General features: G+C 62.0%; 13 protein-coding genes. 3 read left to right on the top strand and 10 right to left on the bottom strand.

Features of this window, described 5'->3' with window-relative positions:
• Positions 1-61: 61 nt before the first annotated feature.
• The 9 genes from BLQ09_RS29840 to BLQ09_RS29880 form a co-directional block, all read right to left on the bottom strand.
• A complete protein-coding gene (locus BLQ09_RS29840; protein WP_092359631.1) occupies positions 62-1861 on the bottom strand; it encodes a glycosyl hydrolase family 28 protein in 1800 nt (599 codons plus the stop codon).
• Positions 1862-2053: 192 nt separating this feature from the next.
• Entirely contained in the window at positions 2054-2965 is a 912-nt protein-coding gene (gene kdgD / locus BLQ09_RS29845; protein ID WP_027603513.1) for a 5-dehydro-4-deoxyglucarate dehydratase, read from the bottom strand.
• A 197-nt stretch (positions 2966-3162) separates the two neighbouring features.
• Complete coding sequence (locus BLQ09_RS29850; protein WP_065939670.1) at positions 3163-3939, bottom strand: ABC transporter ATP-binding protein; 777 nt, start codon at positions 3937-3939, stop codon at positions 3163-3165.
• A gap of 11 nt (positions 3940-3950) precedes the next feature.
• Positions 3951-4790 carry an ABC transporter ATP-binding protein gene (locus tag BLQ09_RS29855; RefSeq protein WP_065923972.1) on the bottom strand — a complete coding sequence of 280 codons (840 nt, stop codon included), beginning with the start codon at positions 4788-4790 and terminating at the stop codon, positions 3951-3953.
• A 14-nt stretch (positions 4791-4804) separates the two neighbouring features.
• Positions 4805-5722, bottom strand: coding sequence for an ABC transporter permease (locus BLQ09_RS29860; RefSeq protein WP_027603510.1), 918 nt, complete (start codon positions 5720-5722; stop codon positions 4805-4807).
• Positions 5723-5764: 42 nt separating this feature from the next.
• Positions 5765-7375, bottom strand: a complete 1611-nt coding sequence (locus BLQ09_RS29865) for an ABC transporter substrate-binding protein (RefSeq protein ID WP_092359633.1) — start codon at positions 7373-7375, stop codon at positions 5765-5767.
• A 45-nt stretch (positions 7376-7420) separates the two neighbouring features.
• Positions 7421-8458 (bottom strand): ABC transporter permease, encoded by a 1038-nt coding sequence (locus BLQ09_RS29870; protein WP_065923970.1) that lies wholly within the window; start codon positions 8456-8458, stop codon positions 7421-7423.
• A 20-nt stretch (positions 8459-8478) separates the two neighbouring features.
• The gene (locus BLQ09_RS29875; RefSeq protein WP_092359635.1) at positions 8479-10089 is read right to left on the bottom strand and encodes an ABC transporter substrate-binding protein; all 1611 of its coding nucleotides are present in this window, start codon (positions 10087-10089) and stop codon (positions 8479-8481) included.
• 72 nt (positions 10090-10161) lie between these two features.
• A complete protein-coding gene (locus BLQ09_RS29880) occupies positions 10162-11316 on the bottom strand; it encodes a mandelate racemase family protein (protein ID WP_092359637.1) in 1155 nt (384 codons plus the stop codon).
• A gap of 359 nt (positions 11317-11675) precedes the next feature.
• Between BLQ09_RS29880 and BLQ09_RS29885 the strand changes: the two genes are divergently transcribed.
• Positions 11676-12401: an oligogalacturonate-specific porin KdgM family protein gene (locus BLQ09_RS29885; RefSeq protein WP_092359640.1), complete on the top strand. Its 726-nt coding sequence runs from the start codon at positions 11676-11678 to the stop codon at positions 12399-12401.
• An 81-nt stretch (positions 12402-12482) separates the two neighbouring features.
• Positions 12483-13316 (top strand): NAD-dependent epimerase/dehydratase family protein, encoded by an 834-nt coding sequence (locus tag BLQ09_RS29890; protein ID WP_092359699.1) that lies wholly within the window; start codon positions 12483-12485, stop codon positions 13314-13316.
• Here the strand turns inward: BLQ09_RS29890 and BLQ09_RS29895 are convergent.
• A complete protein-coding gene (locus BLQ09_RS29895; RefSeq protein WP_027603503.1) occupies positions 13256-14035 on the bottom strand; it encodes a FadR/GntR family transcriptional regulator in 780 nt (259 codons plus the stop codon). The genes BLQ09_RS29890 and BLQ09_RS29895 overlap by 61 nt on opposite strands.
• Before the next feature lie 221 nt (positions 14036-14256).
• On the opposite strand from BLQ09_RS29895, the gene BLQ09_RS29900 reads away from it, so the two are divergent.
• Entirely contained in the window at positions 14257-15120 is an 864-nt protein-coding gene (locus BLQ09_RS29900) for a sensor domain-containing diguanylate cyclase (protein WP_092359701.1), read from the top strand.
• Positions 15121-15162: the final 42 nt, after the last annotated feature.

Below are 15162 nucleotides of genomic sequence, written 5' to 3' on the forward strand. Positions count from 1 at the left end.
CGCAGCCCAGCGCGGGGCAAGCCCGCTCACTACGAGGGTCCATTCGCCATAACGTTTGCGCTTACGGTGCCGGCTCCACCTCCTTGAACACCAGCCCTTGGCTATCGCTGACCTGCCATGGGTTGGCAGCGCCGGTCTGGCTGAAGACCACGTGGTCGAAGCGTGAGTCTTTCAGTCCATCGATACGCGCCTTGGCCGCGCCGCGAAAGCGCACGCGCTCAAACACCAGGCCCTGATGGTAGGCGTTGTGCAAGGCATCACCCTTGACCTCGATCGCCGCTCCCTGGGCATTCTCGACGCTCACGTCGCTCACCCGGATGTCCTTGAACTGCCCCGCGATGGTTGAGCGCTGATAGTCGAGCTTGGCGTTCGGGTCGTTGTAGTCGAGGGTAAAAATGAACGCCTGCTTGACGGTATTGCGGATCGCCGAGTCGCGGAATGTGACGTTGCGCGCGCCGCCGCCCATGAAGTTGGTGCTCTTCATGCGCAACCCGGCATCGGTGCCGTCCGACACGTTGTCTTCGGCCAGGATGTTCTGGATCCAGGCACCGGTGTGGCTGCCGGCGACCACCATGCCATGACCCTTGCGGAAGTAGTTGTTGAAAATCCACGCGTCTTCCTGCGGCGGCTGGTGCACGGCGTCGGCACCGGTGCCGGCCGCAAAGTTCACGCAGTCATCACCGGTGTCGAAGAAGTTGTTGAACACCATCGCGCCCTTGCTGTTGGCGAACTCGATGCCGTCGCCGTTGTTGGCGTCGTAGGTCGTGTGGGTGGTGTTGGCCAGCACCACGTTTTCGGTCTCCAGGTTCATGATGCCGTGGAACGCCGGGTTCACCACGGTGAAGCCGCCGTAGAACACATTCTTCACATTGCGCAGGGTAATCAGCGAGGAGCGCATCTGCCCGTAGGCGTCCTTGACGTTCATGCCGCGTGCCACGGCCTGTTCCACCTGCGCCTTGGCGAGGATGCCGTCCCGGGCATAGCGGGTATTGTCACTGGGCAGGTAGAACGGCAGTGCCTGGCCACGTTCGTCGACGACATCGGCGTTGCGCTTCCAGCCATTGCCATCGAGGGTGCCCTGGCCGACGATGCGGATGTTTTCGAATGACTGATGCTGGCGCGGATCACGGGGCAACGCGTTGATCAGCGAGGCCGGGCGCACAGTGGTGGAATACGGGTACTGGATGTAGCCGGCCAGCGGGTAATCTTCGGCGCGCTCGGAGCCGAGCAGGGTCGCGCCTTCGGCGATCTCCAGGGTCATGTTGCTCTTGAGGTAGAGCGCGCCGCTTTTGTAGGTGCCTTCAGGCAGCAAGACTTTGCAACCGACGGTGCAGGCATCGATGGCGTTCTGGATCGCCTGGGTATCGAGGTGACTGCCGTCGCCTTTGGCGCCGTATTTTTTCACGTCAAATACCGCCGCAACCGGGGTGGTGCGTTGCAGCACCGGGGCGCTGTCGGCGGACTCCTTGCCGTTGCCGTCCACCGAACGCACGGTGAAACGGTACACAGTGTCGGGCTTCAAGCCTCGGGCAGTGAAGCTATGAATGCCGATGCGATGGTGGAAGTTGGCGGTGTCTTGCCGATAAAACTGGTCGATGTAGGGTTTGGCCGGTGACACCTGGTCATTGTTGGCATTCGCGCTGCCCAGCAGCGTGCCGTTGGCGTAGACCCGGTAATCCTTGATGCCGGCATGCTCGGCAGGTTTTTCCCACACCAGGATGATTTGCCGGTCATCAAAGGCCAGCGTCGGTACCTGCAGGTTTGACGGGGCTTGCAGCGCCCATGACAGCGGGCTGCATCCAAGCGCCACGAGGGCCAGCGCGCAACGCACCGAGGTTTTTTTCGAGGGTTGATACGGCATGTTGTTCTCCTTGTTTTTGCCGGTATTCACACCGAGGTGCGCTACATCTGCCGCCCGGTTTTTTCGAGGTAGTTGATAAGGCGGTTGCAGGAGCGGGCTTGCCCGCGAAACGCGTCAACCAACACACAGCGTTACCGGGTGGCCCGAGTCGTCTGTGGTTTTTTCGCGAGCAAGCTCGCTCCTACAGGGGGCTTACTGGGCGCCCAATGCCTTGATCAGCACGTCCAACTGCTCCACTTCTTGAGGCAGCAAGTCGGTCAACGGCGCGCGCACCGGGCCGGCGTCGTGGCCGACCAGGCGTGCACCGGCCTTGACGATACTCACGCCATAACCTTCGCAGCGGTTGCGGATCGCCAGGTACGGCAGGAAGAAATCATCGATCAAGCGGCCCACGGTGGCGTGGTCGTCGGCGGCCACGGCACGGTAGAAATCCATCGCGGTTTTCGGGATGAAGTTGAACACCGCCGAGGAATACACCGGCACGCCCAGGGCCTTGTAGGCCGCGGCATAGACTTCGGCGGTCGGCAGCCCGCCGAGGTAGGTCAGGCGATCGCCGAGGCGACGACGGATCGACACCATGGATTCGACTTCACCGATGCCGTCCTTGAAACCGATCAGGTTCGGGCAGCGCTCGGCCAGCTGCTCGAGGCTGTCGGCATTGAGACGGCACAGGTTGCGGTTGTACACCACCACGCCGAAATCCACCGAATTGCACACCTGCTCAACGTGGGCCACCAGGCCTTTCTGGCTGGCTTCGGTGAGGTAGTGAGGCATCAGCAGAATACCGGCGGCACCGAGGCGCTCGGCCTCCTGGGCGTAGGCGATGGCCTGACGAGTCGGCCCCCCTGCCCCGGCGAGGATGGGCACCTGGCCCCTGCAGGTGTCCACGGCAGTCTTGATGATCTGGGTGTATTCCTTGGCTTCCAGGGAGAAGAATTCCCCGGTGCCCCCGGCCGCGAACAACGCGCTGGCGCCGTAGGGTGCCAGCCATTCCAGGCGGCGGGCATAGGTGTCGGCTCGGAAGTCACCGGCCGCGTCAAAATCGGTAACCGGGAACGAGAGCAAGCCGGAAGACAGGACTGTTTTTAGTTCTTGTGGCGTCATGTTCGCAAACCTCAAATCAAAAAATAAAGGGATACCTTAAGAGGTACGTCATCGTACAACTACAAATGATTGTTAGCTAGTCCTAAGTGCCTTAGTTCGCACCTTTAGATTTAACTCAATAAAAACAGCACATTAATCGCATTTCATAGTAATCAGCGCATGACCAATCAAGCATAGTCATACGATGACTACAGGAATCAGCCGACCCGCCGTCGCTCAGACTCCTGGCTGAAGTCACGACTGGCCTGCACCAGCATGCGCGTGTAGTCGTGCACGGCCTGGTCCTGGCTCAAGGCCTGGCAGTCGAGCAATTCGACGATCCGGCCGTGCTGCATCACCGCCACCCGGTCGCACAAGTGAGTGACCACCCCCAGGTCATGGGTGACCAGCAGATAGGTGAGTTTCTCGCGCTGGCGCAGGTCCGCCAGCAGGTTGAGGATCTCGGCCTGGACCGACACATCCAGGGCCGAGGTCGGTTCATCCAGCAACAGCACGCGGGGCTCAAGGATCAACGCGCGCGCGATCGCCACCCGTTGGCGCTGCCCACCGGACAACTGATGGGGATAGCGAAAGCGGAAGCTGTCGTTGAGGCCGACCTTGAGCAGGATCTCGTTGATCCGGTCGTCCTTGTCCCCTACCCCGTGGATAATCAGCGGCTCGCGCAGGGCGGTGTCGATGGTGTGCCTGGGGTGCAGGGAGCCGTAGGGGTCCTGGAAGACCATCTGCACTTTGCGAAAGTGCTCCTTGGGAATCTTGTGCTGCAACGGCGCGCCGGCGATGCTCAGCTCGCCGTTCCAATGCCGGTATTGCCCGGCCAGGCAGCGCAGCACGGTGGTCTTGCCCGAACCGGACTCCCCCACCAGGCCGAACGATTCGCCGTCGGCGACACTCAGGCTCACATCGTGCAGCACCTGGTTGATGGCAGCGCCGGTGCCGAAACTCAGGTTCAAGGCGTGCGCTTGGATCATAGGCATGGTCAGGTTCCTTATTGAGTCAGCCAGAGTGGATCGCGCTTGAGCACCGGCAGGTGCACGCGACGGTTATCCATGCTCGGCAGCGCGGCCAGCAGGCCACGGGTGTAGGGATGCTCGGCGTATTGCAGGTCGCAGGCAGCCAGGGATTCGACGACGCGCCCGGCGTACATCACTAGCACGCGGTCACAGTAGTTGCGCACCAGGTTGAGGTCGTGGCTGACAAAAATCAGCCCCATCTGCTGCTGGTCTACCAGTTCTTCCAGCACGTTGAGCACTTGCTGGCGCACCGAGACATCCAGCGCCGACGTAGGCTCATCGGCAATGATCACTTCCGGACGCGTGATCACCATCATCGCGATCATGATGCGCTGGCCCATACCGCCGGACACCTCGTGGGGGTACAGGTTGTAGACCCGCTTCGGATCGCGGATGTGCACCTGCTCGAGCATCTGCATGACTCGCTCGCGCGCATCACTGCGACTGGCCTTGTGGTGGGCCAGGTAGGCTTCGGCAATCTGGTCGCCCACCTTGACCACCGGGTTCAGCGAGTACTTGGGGTCTTGCATGATCATCGAGATACGCTGGCCGCGAATCTTCTGCATCGCCTTTTCACTGGCCGAGAGCAGGTCGACCTCGCCAAACGCCATGGCCTTGGCGGTGATTCTGGCGCTGGGCGGATGCAGCTTGAGCAGGCTGCGCCCGACGGTGGACTTGCCTGAGCCGGACTCACCGACAATCGCCAGTTTCTCCCGACCCAAGGTAAAGGACACATCGCGCACGGCGTGGGTTTCTTTCTGGCCACTGACGAAGCGCACATTCAGCCCTTCGACATTCAGCTTGATGGCAGACATAAGGTGTTCTCCGATTATTCGCTGCGCGGATCAAGGATGTCCCGCAGGCCATCGCCCAACAGGTTGAAGGCCAGGCTGACCAACATGATCGCCGCCCCGGGAACCGCCACCAGCCACCAGCACTCGAGCATGTAGCGGCGTCCGGTGGAAATCATCGCGCCCCACTCCGGCAGCGGCGCCTGGGCACCCAGGCCGAGGAAGCCCAACGCGGCGGCGGTGAGGATGATCCCGGCCATGTTCATGGTCAGGCGGATGATCACCGAGGACAGGCACATCGGCACGATATGGCGCAGGATAATCCGCGCCGGCGACGCGCCTTGCAGTTCCACGGCGACGACAAAGTCGGCGTTGCGCAGGGACAGGGTTTCAGCCCGCGCGAGCCGCGCAATCGGTGGCCATGAGGTCAAGGCAATCGCCACCACCGCATGCTCCAGGCCAGGGCCCAGGGCGGCGATAAAGGCCAGCGCCAGGACCAGGCTGGGGAAGGAAATAAAGATATCGGTCAGGCGCATGAACACGGTGTCGACCGCCCCGCCGAAGTAGCCCGAGACGGTGCCGATAAACAGCCCGATGGGACCGACGATCACGGTTACCAGGGCAATGATGTACAGCGTGATCCGCGAGCCATAGACCAGCCGACTGAAAATATCCCGACCGTATTCGTCGGTGCCGAACCAGTGCGCCGAGCCCGGCGCCTGCAAGGCTGTGGCGAGGTTTTGCGCGACCGGGTCGTGGGTGGCGATCCACGGCGCAAAGGCCGCGACCACCACCAAGAGCAGCGCAACCAGCAGGCCCGCCAGGGTCATGGGGTTGCGCAACAGGTGACGCAGCACCCGCAGGCCGCTCTTGCAGAAGGCATCGAAACTGGAGCCCGGCGAGCGATCCACCGGCCGCTTCGCCGCCGTGTCGATGGAAGACAGATTGGCATTCATAAGCATCTTCTCTGTGTGAATTCTGAAGGGCCGCAGCCCCACTCAACGCTGCTTGTAGACACCCAGGTAGCGGGTGGCCTCGGCATCGTCACCACTGAAACCCTTGACGTCGGCAGCGCTGACCACGGTGTCGGTCATCTGCGAGATCATCAGGATCGGCCCCACCTGCTGGTCATAGAGCCTCTGCGCCTGGTGATACAGGCTGACCCGCTGTGCCGAATCGCGCGTCACGCCCGCCTGGTCGATCAGGCTGTTGAGCTGCGGATTGAAGAACGAAGCGCGCCAGCCCTGGAAGTTCGGCAAGCCGGCGTCATCGCTGTTGTCGGGGTTGTAGGCGAAGGTGCGCAGGCTGAAATACGGATGGGGATAGCGCTCGGCGCCACGGGCCACGATGATCTCGAAATTGCGCGCGCGCATGGCGCCGTAGACCTGGTTGCCGGTGCCGGTGACGATGCTGGCCTTGATCCCGCCTTCGGCCAGGGTCGCTTGCAGGCGCGCGGCGATGTCAATGAACGGCGGCTCCGACAGCGTGCGAATGGTGGTGTTGAAACCGTCGGGGTAACCCGCCTCGGCCAGCAGCTTTTTCGCCTTGGCCACATCCATGTGATAGCCCGGATCCGGCAAGCGCGCTTCCAGCCCCAACTGCATCGGCTGCTGATTGAGCTTGCCGTAGTACGGCATCACCTGTTCATCCAGGCCCTTGTAGTCGATCAGGTTGCGCACGGCTTCCCGCACCTGAGGCTTGGCAAACTCGGGTTGCTTCATGCTCATCGCCACGTAGTACATGGTGCCGCGTGGCAATGACTGCACCTGGATCTTGTCCGAGCCGTCGATGGCGCGAATGTCCGGCGCCGCCATGCCGTAGGCCAGGTCGAGGTCGCCGCGTTCGAGCATCAGGCGCAAGGATTGGGATTCGGTCATGTGCCGCACCACCACGCGTTTGAGCTTCGCCGCGCCGCCCCAGTAGCCGTCGAAACGGGTCAGCAGCAGCGAATCGTTGGCGCTCCACTTGGTCAGCACGAAGGGGCCACTGCCGGCCTCGTTGGTCACCAGCCAGCCGGCGCCGAGGTCGCCGTTTTTCTCATGGGCCAGGGCCGTCTTGCGGTCCACTACCACGGCGCTCGGCGAGATCGCCAGGGAGTCCACCAGCAGCAGCGGGTCGATGGTCTGCGGCAGGTCGATGACCAGGGTGTGGGCGTCCGTGGCGCGGATCAGCGACTGGATATTCTCGACGCTGTAGCCGTAGGCCTTCCAGGTGGTGGCCAGGCCGAAATTGAGCTTCATCACCCGGTACAGCGACCACGCCACGTCCTCGGCGGTCAGCGGGTTGCCCGAATGGAATTTCACATCCTGGCGCAGATGAAAGGTCACCTGCTTGCCGTCTTCGCTGATGTCCCAGCGCTCGGCCAATTGCGGCAGGTGTTTTTCCGGGTTGCCCTGGTCACGCTTGATCAGGGTGTCGTAGAGGTTGGCGTTGACGCCGGAGGCATCCAGGCCAGGCGCATTGGCCGGGTCGATGGAGAACAGGTTGACCATACTCATGCCGACGATCAATTGATCGGCGGGGGTCTTGGCGCTGGCCGTTGTCATCGGCCCAAGGGCGAGCATCGCCGTCAACAGGCCAAGGTGCAGTGTTGAAAATACCGTCTTCATGCAAAATTCCTTCTTTTTATAGTTTTATCGGTACGGCGCAGTGCGTTAACGGGTGCGGGGGTCGAACACCTTGTACAAGGCGTCGCTGATCAGGTTGAGCGCGACGAAAATCAAGCCGATCACCAACACGCAGCCCATCACCGCGTTCATGTCGCCGAGCATCAGGCTGCTGGTCAGGTACTGGCCGAACCCCGGCCAGGCAAACACGGTTTCGATCAGCACCGCGCCCTCCAGCAACGAGCCGTAGGCCAGCGCAACCACCGTCAGCAACTGCACGAGGATGTTGCGAAACGCATGCCCCCACACCACCTGGCGCCGGGACAAGCCCTTGACCCGCGCGGTGATGATGTACTCCTGGGACAGCTGCTCGAGCATGAAGCTGCGGGTCATGCGGCTGATATACGCCACCGAGTTCAGGCCGAGGATCAGCGCCGGCAACACGATGTGGCGCAGGGCGCTGGCGAAGGCCTCCCAGTCACGTGCCAGGGTCGAGTCGATCAGCAGCAGGCCGGTGACCTCGGGCACCATGCCGTCATAGGCCAGGTCGATGCGCCCCGCTCCACCGGCCCAGCCGAGCCAGGCGTAGAACACCAGCAACCCCATCATGCCCAGCCAGAAAATCGGCGTGGAGTAGCCGAACAAGGTGATCACCCGCGCCACGTGATCGCCGAGGCGCCCCTGGTTGCTGGCGGCACAGACGCCCAGGGGCAAACCGATCAGCACGCCGAACAGAATCGCCAGGGTGGCCAGTTCAATCGTCGCGGGAAAGACGCGCAGGATATCGTCCAGTACCGGGTGGCCGGTCAACAGCGCATTGCCGAAGTCACCGTGGAGCAGGTCATTGAGGTAAAGACCGAATTGGGTCCAGATCGGCTTGTCCAGGCCCATCGACCGGTACACCTGATCATAGGTGGAACTGTCGGCATCCGGCCCGACTACCGCCAGCACGGGGTCGAGCGGCATGACCCGGCCGATGATGAACGTCAGGGCCAGCAGGCCGAGCAAGGTCACCAGCACCGTACCCGCGCGCCGGGCCGTGTTGGACGCGCGAGCGCCCATGACAGAGGCAGTCATAACAAACATAGTGAGCTCCTGATAATCGGTCAGCGCTTCTTGTAGACGTCTTTGTAGCGCGTGGTCGCGGCGGTATGGCCCTGGAAGTCGGCCACGTCTTCGTACACCACCACGGTGTCGGTCATTTGCGAGACCGGCAAAATGGCCCCGACCTGCCGGTCGACCTGCTCCTGGATGTCGCGGTATTGGGCCAGTTGCTTGCCTGTGTCAGGCTCGACTTCCGCGCGCTCGATCAGCTGGTTCAGCTCGGGGCTGTAGAAGGATGTGCGCCAGCCCTGGAAGTTGGTGAGCTTGGCCTCATCGCGGTTATCCGGGTTGTACACCAGCGTACGCAGGCTGGAGTGCGGATGCCGTTCGGCCCCGCCACCGCCGCGGCCGACGATGATGTCGAAGCTGCGCTCACGCATTGCGCCATAGATCTGGTTGCCCGTGCCGGTGATGATGCTGGCGTCGATACCGGCCTGGGCCAGGGTCGACTGCAGGTTGGAGGCAATGTTGATAAACGGCGGTTCGGCGAGCACGCGAATGGTGGTCTTGAAACCGTTCGGGTAACCGGCCTCGGCCAGCCAGGCCTTGGCCTGCTTGACGTTGAGCGTGTAACCCGGATCCGGCAGGCGCGCGGCCAGGCCCAGGGGCAGCGGCCGTTGGTTGATCACGCCGTAATGGGGCATGACGGTCTGGTTGATGCCCTGGTAATCGATCAGCGCACGCACGGCCTTGCGCACGCGCGCATCGGCAAACATCGGTTGCTTCACACTCAGGGCGACGTAGTACAGGGTGCCGCGCTGCAAGGTCTGGGTGCGGACCTTGGCGCTTTTCTGCAGGGCTTCAATGTCCGGCGCAGACATGCCTTTGGCGATGTCCAGGTCGCCGCGCTCGATCATCAGGCGCAACGACTGCGACTCGGTCATGTTGCGCATGACGATGCGCTTGAGCTTGGCCGGGCCGCCCCAGTACCCGTCGAAACGGGTCATCAGGATCACGTCGTTGGCGCGCCAGTCATTGAGCACGAACGCACCGCTGCCGGCGGCATGAGTCACCAGCCAGGCGGCGCCCATGTCGTTGTTCTTCTGGTGTTCGAGGACTTTCTTGCGATCGAGGACAAACGCACTCGGCGAGGTCGCCAGGGTGTTGAGCACCAGCAGCGGGTCGGTGGGCCGGGGCAGCTCGATCACGAAGGTCGTGGCATCCGTGGCACGCATGTAGCGCTCGACGTTCTCGGCGGTAAAGCCGTAGGCCTTCCAGGTGGAGGCCAGTGCGAGGTTGAGCTTGAGCACGCGCTGCAACGACCAGGCAACGTCTTCGGCACTCAGGTCATTGCCGGACTGGAATTTCACGCCGGTGCGCAGGTTGAAGGTCAGGGTCTTGCGGTCATCACTGACCTGCCAGCGCTCGGCGAGCGCCGGTACCAGGCGATCCGGCTGGGCGACGTCCTGCACCAGCAACATGTCATAGAGGTTGGCGTTGATCTCCGACACGTCCAGGCCGGTGGCCGCCGCCGGGTCGAGGGACAGCAGGTTGATCATGCTCATGCCGACGATCAATTGATCGGCCGGGGTTTTTGCGAAGCTTGCAGGTACAGCGGTGACAGCCAGCGCGGCGACGAACACCCGCGCCCACAGCGAAGGGAAAATGCTCATAACAAGAGTGCCTTTTTTATATTTATAGGGCTCTTGATCAGCCCGACTGATGCCGGACTGACCCTGTACACGTCAGAAGCTTTTAAGCGTATTGGTCTCGATGAAGTTGAAATCGATGTCTTCACCCAGGCCCGGCAAGTCGGACAGGTGCACAAAACCGTCGTTGTCCATCGGGTCTACCAGACGCTTGAGGTAGGCCGGTACTTCGTCGTAATCCAGGTACGGGTGCAACAGGCCACGCTCATACCAGGTGCAGTTCTTGATCGCGCCGACCACGGCCAGGTTGGCCGCACCGTTGCCATGAATCTCGCAATCCATGCCGAAGGATTCAGCCAGGTGCGCAACCTTCAAGCACGGCGCAATGCCGCCGACGCCCGCCACACCGGCGCGCAAGATATCGCACACATCGTGCTTGACCCAACTGGCACGGGCGAGGTGTTTGCCGGACAGGGTTTCCGGGCCCAGCACCGGAATGTCCAACTGCCCCGCCAGCCAGGCATAGGACTCGGCGGACTCTTCCATCATCGGCTCTTCGAACCAGGCGAAGTCGAGCTTCTCCAGCTCACGCCCGATGTACAGCGCTTCGGTGCGGCTGTACCAGTGATAACCGTCGAGCATCAGGGCGATGTCCGGGCCGACCGCTTCGCGTACCGCCGCACAAGCCTGCACGTCGATGCGCGGGCTCGGGGCGAAGGACACCGGCGGCATCCAGGTGTGCAGCTTGATGGCCTTGTAGCCGCGTTGCACCAGGGTCTCGGCAAAACGCCCGTAGTCTTCAGGGGTGGCCAGGCCACCGGGCAGTTCGTCGCCACACATGGTGGAGCCGTAGGCCGGCACCTTGTCGCGGAAACCGCCAATCAACTTGTGCACCGGCACACCCAGCTTGCGCCCGGCCCAATCCCACAGGGCCTGCTCCACCAGCGCCAGGGCGCGGTCGGTCAACTGGCTGGCACTGCCGCGCTGCCAGTGCGCGAGGTCGTGCCAGATCTTTTCGCGATCGAAAGCGTTCTGCCCCACCAGCACTTTGCGCACGAAACCATCCAGTACATACGGGCGAATCAGTTCAGGGGCGCCGAAGGCATAACCCTCGTGGCCGTCTTCGGTCTGGATGCGCAGCAAAGCCATCTGCGCCTGGGTGACATCACCGGGGTGCGCATGGCCGGCACTGTCCACTGCGCGGCGGGTCGGGTAGGAAAATACCTGGACGTTGACTGCTGTGATTCTCATGGACGTCGTAAGCCTTCTTATTGGATTTGTGACGGGAGTGTCGTCTGTTGCGACCGATCATAGGTCATCGTACAACACTTGAAAAGACCCAATAACCCGCCCCTCTTCTGCATGCATTTTCAATAAATCCCGACAAAACCCTTATTTTTAAAGACAACTAAGGAATAACTAGGATTACTGTAAAGCCCTATTCACTGGGCACATATATTTCAAGATGTTTCAAAACCACCGATAACCCATAGACGAGTCATCTTGTCGTACGATAACGTATATCGGCACATTAGATGAGAGCCATACGCAACAACCCACTGCCGTAGCAACCGTCAAACGACCCTAACAAAAACAAAAAAGAAGACCGTATGAACACCACCCTACGCACGCTCGTTACTGCCCTGACCCTCGGCCTGCCGCTGTATGTCAGCGCTGACTCTGCCAGCATCAACTACCGCCACCAGTTCACCGAGGAGGACAGCGCCCACGCTGACCGAATCAAGCTCAACTACCGCCTGGACAGTGGCCTGGGATTTGAAGCGGAAATGAAATACCGCACCGCCGGCGACCGTGAAGACGTCGCCTACGACAACATGGTCAACAACGGGCACGAGTTCACCGTGAGCTACAACTACAAACTCAGCGCGCAATCGACGTTGACCCCGGCGTTCCAGATGGACAGCTCGAAAGACTCGACCACCTACAAGTTCGGCCTCAAGTACAACTACAAGATCAACGACGCCTTCTACGCCGCCACGCGCTATCGCCTGGACGCCAAGAAGCTGGACCGCGACCAGGTCAACGAGGACTTGCCCGACCACATCAAGGATGACCAGACCACCCATCGTTTCGAGGGCTGGCTCGGCTACACGCCGGCCAGTAAGTGGGCGTATGAATATCAGTTCATCTACTTCAAGACTGACTACATCCGCTACGACAACAAGAAGAGCGATTACGAACAGAACCTGATCGTCAAATACAAGCTCAACAAGGAATGGGCCCCGTTCATGGAGATTGGTGATGTGAAGGTCAACGCCACGTCCGAAGACCGCCAGGCGCGGTGGCGCCTGGGCATCCAGTACAACTTCATGTAAAGCCCCCACGACTTGCCTGGCGAGTGCGCATCGCTCGACAGGCAAGCCACCTGCATTCAGCGTTCAATGGAAGACCTGACCATGACCACACCACCCAAACCCTTCACGCGCATCTTGCTCACCGGCGCTGCCGGCGGCCTGGGGCAAATCCTGCGGAACACCTTGCAGGCCCATGCCGACATCGTCCGCGCATCGGACATCAGCCCCATGGCCCCCAGCCGTGGAGAGCACGACGAGGTGATCACCTGCAACCTGGCCGACAAGGCCGCCGTGGCGGCGCTGGTCAACGGCGTCGACGCCATCGTTCACCTGGGCGGGATTTCCGTGGAGCGGCCGTTCGAGGAGATTCTCGACGCCAATATTCGCGGCACATTCCACATTTACGAGGCGGCGCGACAGCAGGGGGTCAAGCGGATTGTGTTTGCCAGTTCCAACCACGTCACCGGTTTCTATCTCCAGGACGTTGAACTGGACGTGCACTCACCGCGCCGTCCGGATGGCTACTACGCCCTCTCCAAGGCTTACGGCGAAGACCTGGCGGCGTTCTACTTTCACCGCTATGGGATTGAAACCGTGAGCTTGCGCATCGGCTCGTCGTTCCCCGAGCCGCGCAACCGGCGGATGCTGTCGACCTGGCTGAGCTACACCGACCTGGACCACCTGGTGGCGCGCGCCCTGCTGGCCAAGGATGTGGGACACAGTGTGGTGTATGGCGTCTCGGCCAATCGCGATCGCTGGTGGAGCACCCGGCACACCGAGCACCTGGGCTTTGCGCCCAAGGACAGTTCGGAAGCGTTTCGCGCCAAGGTCGAGCAGCAACCGCCAGCGCCGGCCGATGAACCGGGCAGCCGGCTTCAGGGCGGCGCGTTCACCGCGGCCGGGCCGTTCGACAATTCGGCGGCGGCGGCTTCATAGGCCCGACGCATACGCTCGCGGCTGTTGGACAGGTGCAGGCGCATCGCCGCCCGAGCCGCATCGGCGTCACGGCGCAGGATGGCTTTGTAGATGTCCTCATGCTCACGGCTCAAGCGCTCCAGGAAGGGCTCCTTGTTGGCGTTGGCCAGGCGTTTGGAGTGCAGGCGTGTACGCGGCAGGATGTTGAGCCCCAGGTGCAACATGATGTCAGTGAAGTAACGATTGCCCGTGGCCAACGCGATTTGCTGGTGGAACTGAAAGTCTGCCGACACCGCGTAGTCGGCACTCACCGCCCGCGAGTTGAGCGCATCCAGCGAGTCGCGCATCACCTGCAATTGCTCGTCGGTGCGCCCCACGCACGCCAGGCCGGCAGCCTCCACCTCCAGGCTGATGCGCAACTCCAGCACGGCCAGCACATCCTGCAAGGTCACGATGCTGTCCGGGTCGATGCGAAACCCGCTGGGGCTCGGGATATCCTTCACAAAGGTGCCGACGCCGTGTCGGGTTTCCACCAGGCCCGAGGCCTGCAGGCGCGAAATGGCCTCGCGCACCACCGTGCGGCTCACCCCATGTTCGGCCATCACTTCGGATTCGGTGGGCAGCTTGGTGGCACGCGGCAGCTCACCGGAACAGATGCGCCGGGAAAGCTCGGTGACCAGTTCTTCGGCCAGGCTGCGGTGCCGGCGGCGAACGGTGGGCTGGACGTTCGGGTTGTCCATCAAGAACGGGTATCTCGGTTGGCGGAGGAACGCGCATCATAGCGCATTCGGTTGTACGACAACTCTCCCTGTGGCTCCCAGCGCGTCCCACAACGCGAAAAGCCCCTGCCAGACCGCCCTCGGCAACTGCCGAGCGGACTAAAAAATGTGCAGGATTGCTCGACGCCCCAGCTCATGATCGGGCTATGATCGACCGATATGAACCGGACGCCCGATGCCCCATGCCCGTTGACCTGCAAGCGCTGTACCCGAAACTGATCCACCTGATGCTGGATACGGTATTTGTCGTCGACGGCGACAGCCAGATTGTCTTCGTCAGCGATGGCTGCGAGGCCCTGCTCGGCTACCGTGCCGACGAACTGGTCGGCACCCTGATCACCCACTACATGCACCCGGAAGACCTGGCGCGCACCCGGGCCTCGATTGTGCGGGTCATGAATGGCCACTCCCATGTCGACTTTCGCAACCGCTACATACGCAAGGACGGCAGCGTGGTGCACATCCTGTGGGCGGCCTTCTGGTCCAAAGAGGTGGGCGCGCGCATCGGCGTCGCACGGGACGTGACGGCGCTCACCCAGGCCGAAGAAGAACTGCGCTTCCTTGCCCACCATGATCCGCTGACGGGCCTGACCAACCGCTCACTGTTCAATGATCGGCTGGACCAGGCCCTGCACAGTGCCCAGTCCCACAACCGCGGCCTGGCGTTGCTGTTCCTGGACATCAATGACTTCAAGGGCATCAACGATGTGCATGGCCATGCCATGGGCGATCGCGTGCTGTGTGCGATCGCCCGACGCCTGGAACGCTGCGTACTCGACAGCGACCTGGTGGCGCGGATGGGCGGTGATGAGTTCACGGTGCTGTTGACCGACATCCCGTCGCGGGAGGCTATTTCTGTCAGGGTGGTGCAGATACTCGCGGTCATGGCCGAGCCGCTGGGGCCCGAGTTTGGTGGGGTGAAGATGCCGTCCTGCAGCATCGGCGTGGCGGTTTATCCCCAGGACGGGGAAGATGCCGATACCCTGCTCAGCCATGCGGACGGTGATATGTACCGGATAAAAAGGCAGCGATTCGCGGCTGAATGACCAGAAGGCGTTTTGCATCAGGCAGGTCGGTCCACCCGCCCG

The organism is Pseudomonas sp. NFACC25 (genome assembly GCF_900100935.1).
GTDB classification, from domain to species: domain Bacteria; phylum Pseudomonadota; class Gammaproteobacteria; order Pseudomonadales; family Pseudomonadaceae; genus Aquipseudomonas; species Aquipseudomonas marginalis.

What these genes read in the sequence shown, in the direction of transcription:
- BLQ09_RS29840 (WP_092359631.1), bottom strand. Translation starts at nt 1,861, where the DNA reads ATGCCGTATCAACCCTCGAAAAAAACCTCGGTGCGTTGCGCGCTGGCC.
- kdgD (WP_027603513.1), bottom strand. Translation starts at nt 2,965, where the DNA reads ATGACGCCACAAGAACTAAAAACAGTCCTGTCTTCCGGCTTGCTCTCG.
- BLQ09_RS29850 (WP_065939670.1), bottom strand. Translation starts at nt 3,939, where the DNA reads ATGCCTATGATCCAAGCGCACGCCTTGAACCTGAGTTTCGGCACCGGC.
- BLQ09_RS29855 (WP_065923972.1), bottom strand. Translation starts at nt 4,790, where the DNA reads ATGTCTGCCATCAAGCTGAATGTCGAAGGGCTGAATGTGCGCTTCGTC.
- BLQ09_RS29860 (WP_027603510.1), bottom strand. Translation starts at nt 5,722, where the DNA reads ATGAATGCCAATCTGTCTTCCATCGACACGGCGGCGAAGCGGCCGGTG.
- BLQ09_RS29865 (WP_092359633.1), bottom strand. Translation starts at nt 7,375, where the DNA reads ATGAAGACGGTATTTTCAACACTGCACCTTGGCCTGTTGACGGCGATG.
- BLQ09_RS29870 (WP_065923970.1), bottom strand. Translation starts at nt 8,458, where the DNA reads ATGTTTGTTATGACTGCCTCTGTCATGGGCGCTCGCGCGTCCAACACG.
- BLQ09_RS29875 (WP_092359635.1), bottom strand. Translation starts at nt 10,089, where the DNA reads ATGAGCATTTTCCCTTCGCTGTGGGCGCGGGTGTTCGTCGCCGCGCTG.
- BLQ09_RS29880 (WP_092359637.1), bottom strand. Translation starts at nt 11,316, where the DNA reads ATGAGAATCACAGCAGTCAACGTCCAGGTATTTTCCTACCCGACCCGC.
- BLQ09_RS29885 (WP_092359640.1), top strand. Translation starts at nt 11,676, where the DNA reads ATGAACACCACCCTACGCACGCTCGTTACTGCCCTGACCCTCGGCCTG.
- BLQ09_RS29890 (WP_092359699.1), top strand. Translation starts at nt 12,483, where the DNA reads ATGACCACACCACCCAAACCCTTCACGCGCATCTTGCTCACCGGCGCT.
- BLQ09_RS29895 (WP_027603503.1), bottom strand. Translation starts at nt 14,035, where the DNA reads ATGGACAACCCGAACGTCCAGCCCACCGTTCGCCGCCGGCACCGCAGC.
- BLQ09_RS29900 (WP_092359701.1), top strand. Translation starts at nt 14,257, where the DNA reads ATGCCCGTTGACCTGCAAGCGCTGTACCCGAAACTGATCCACCTGATG.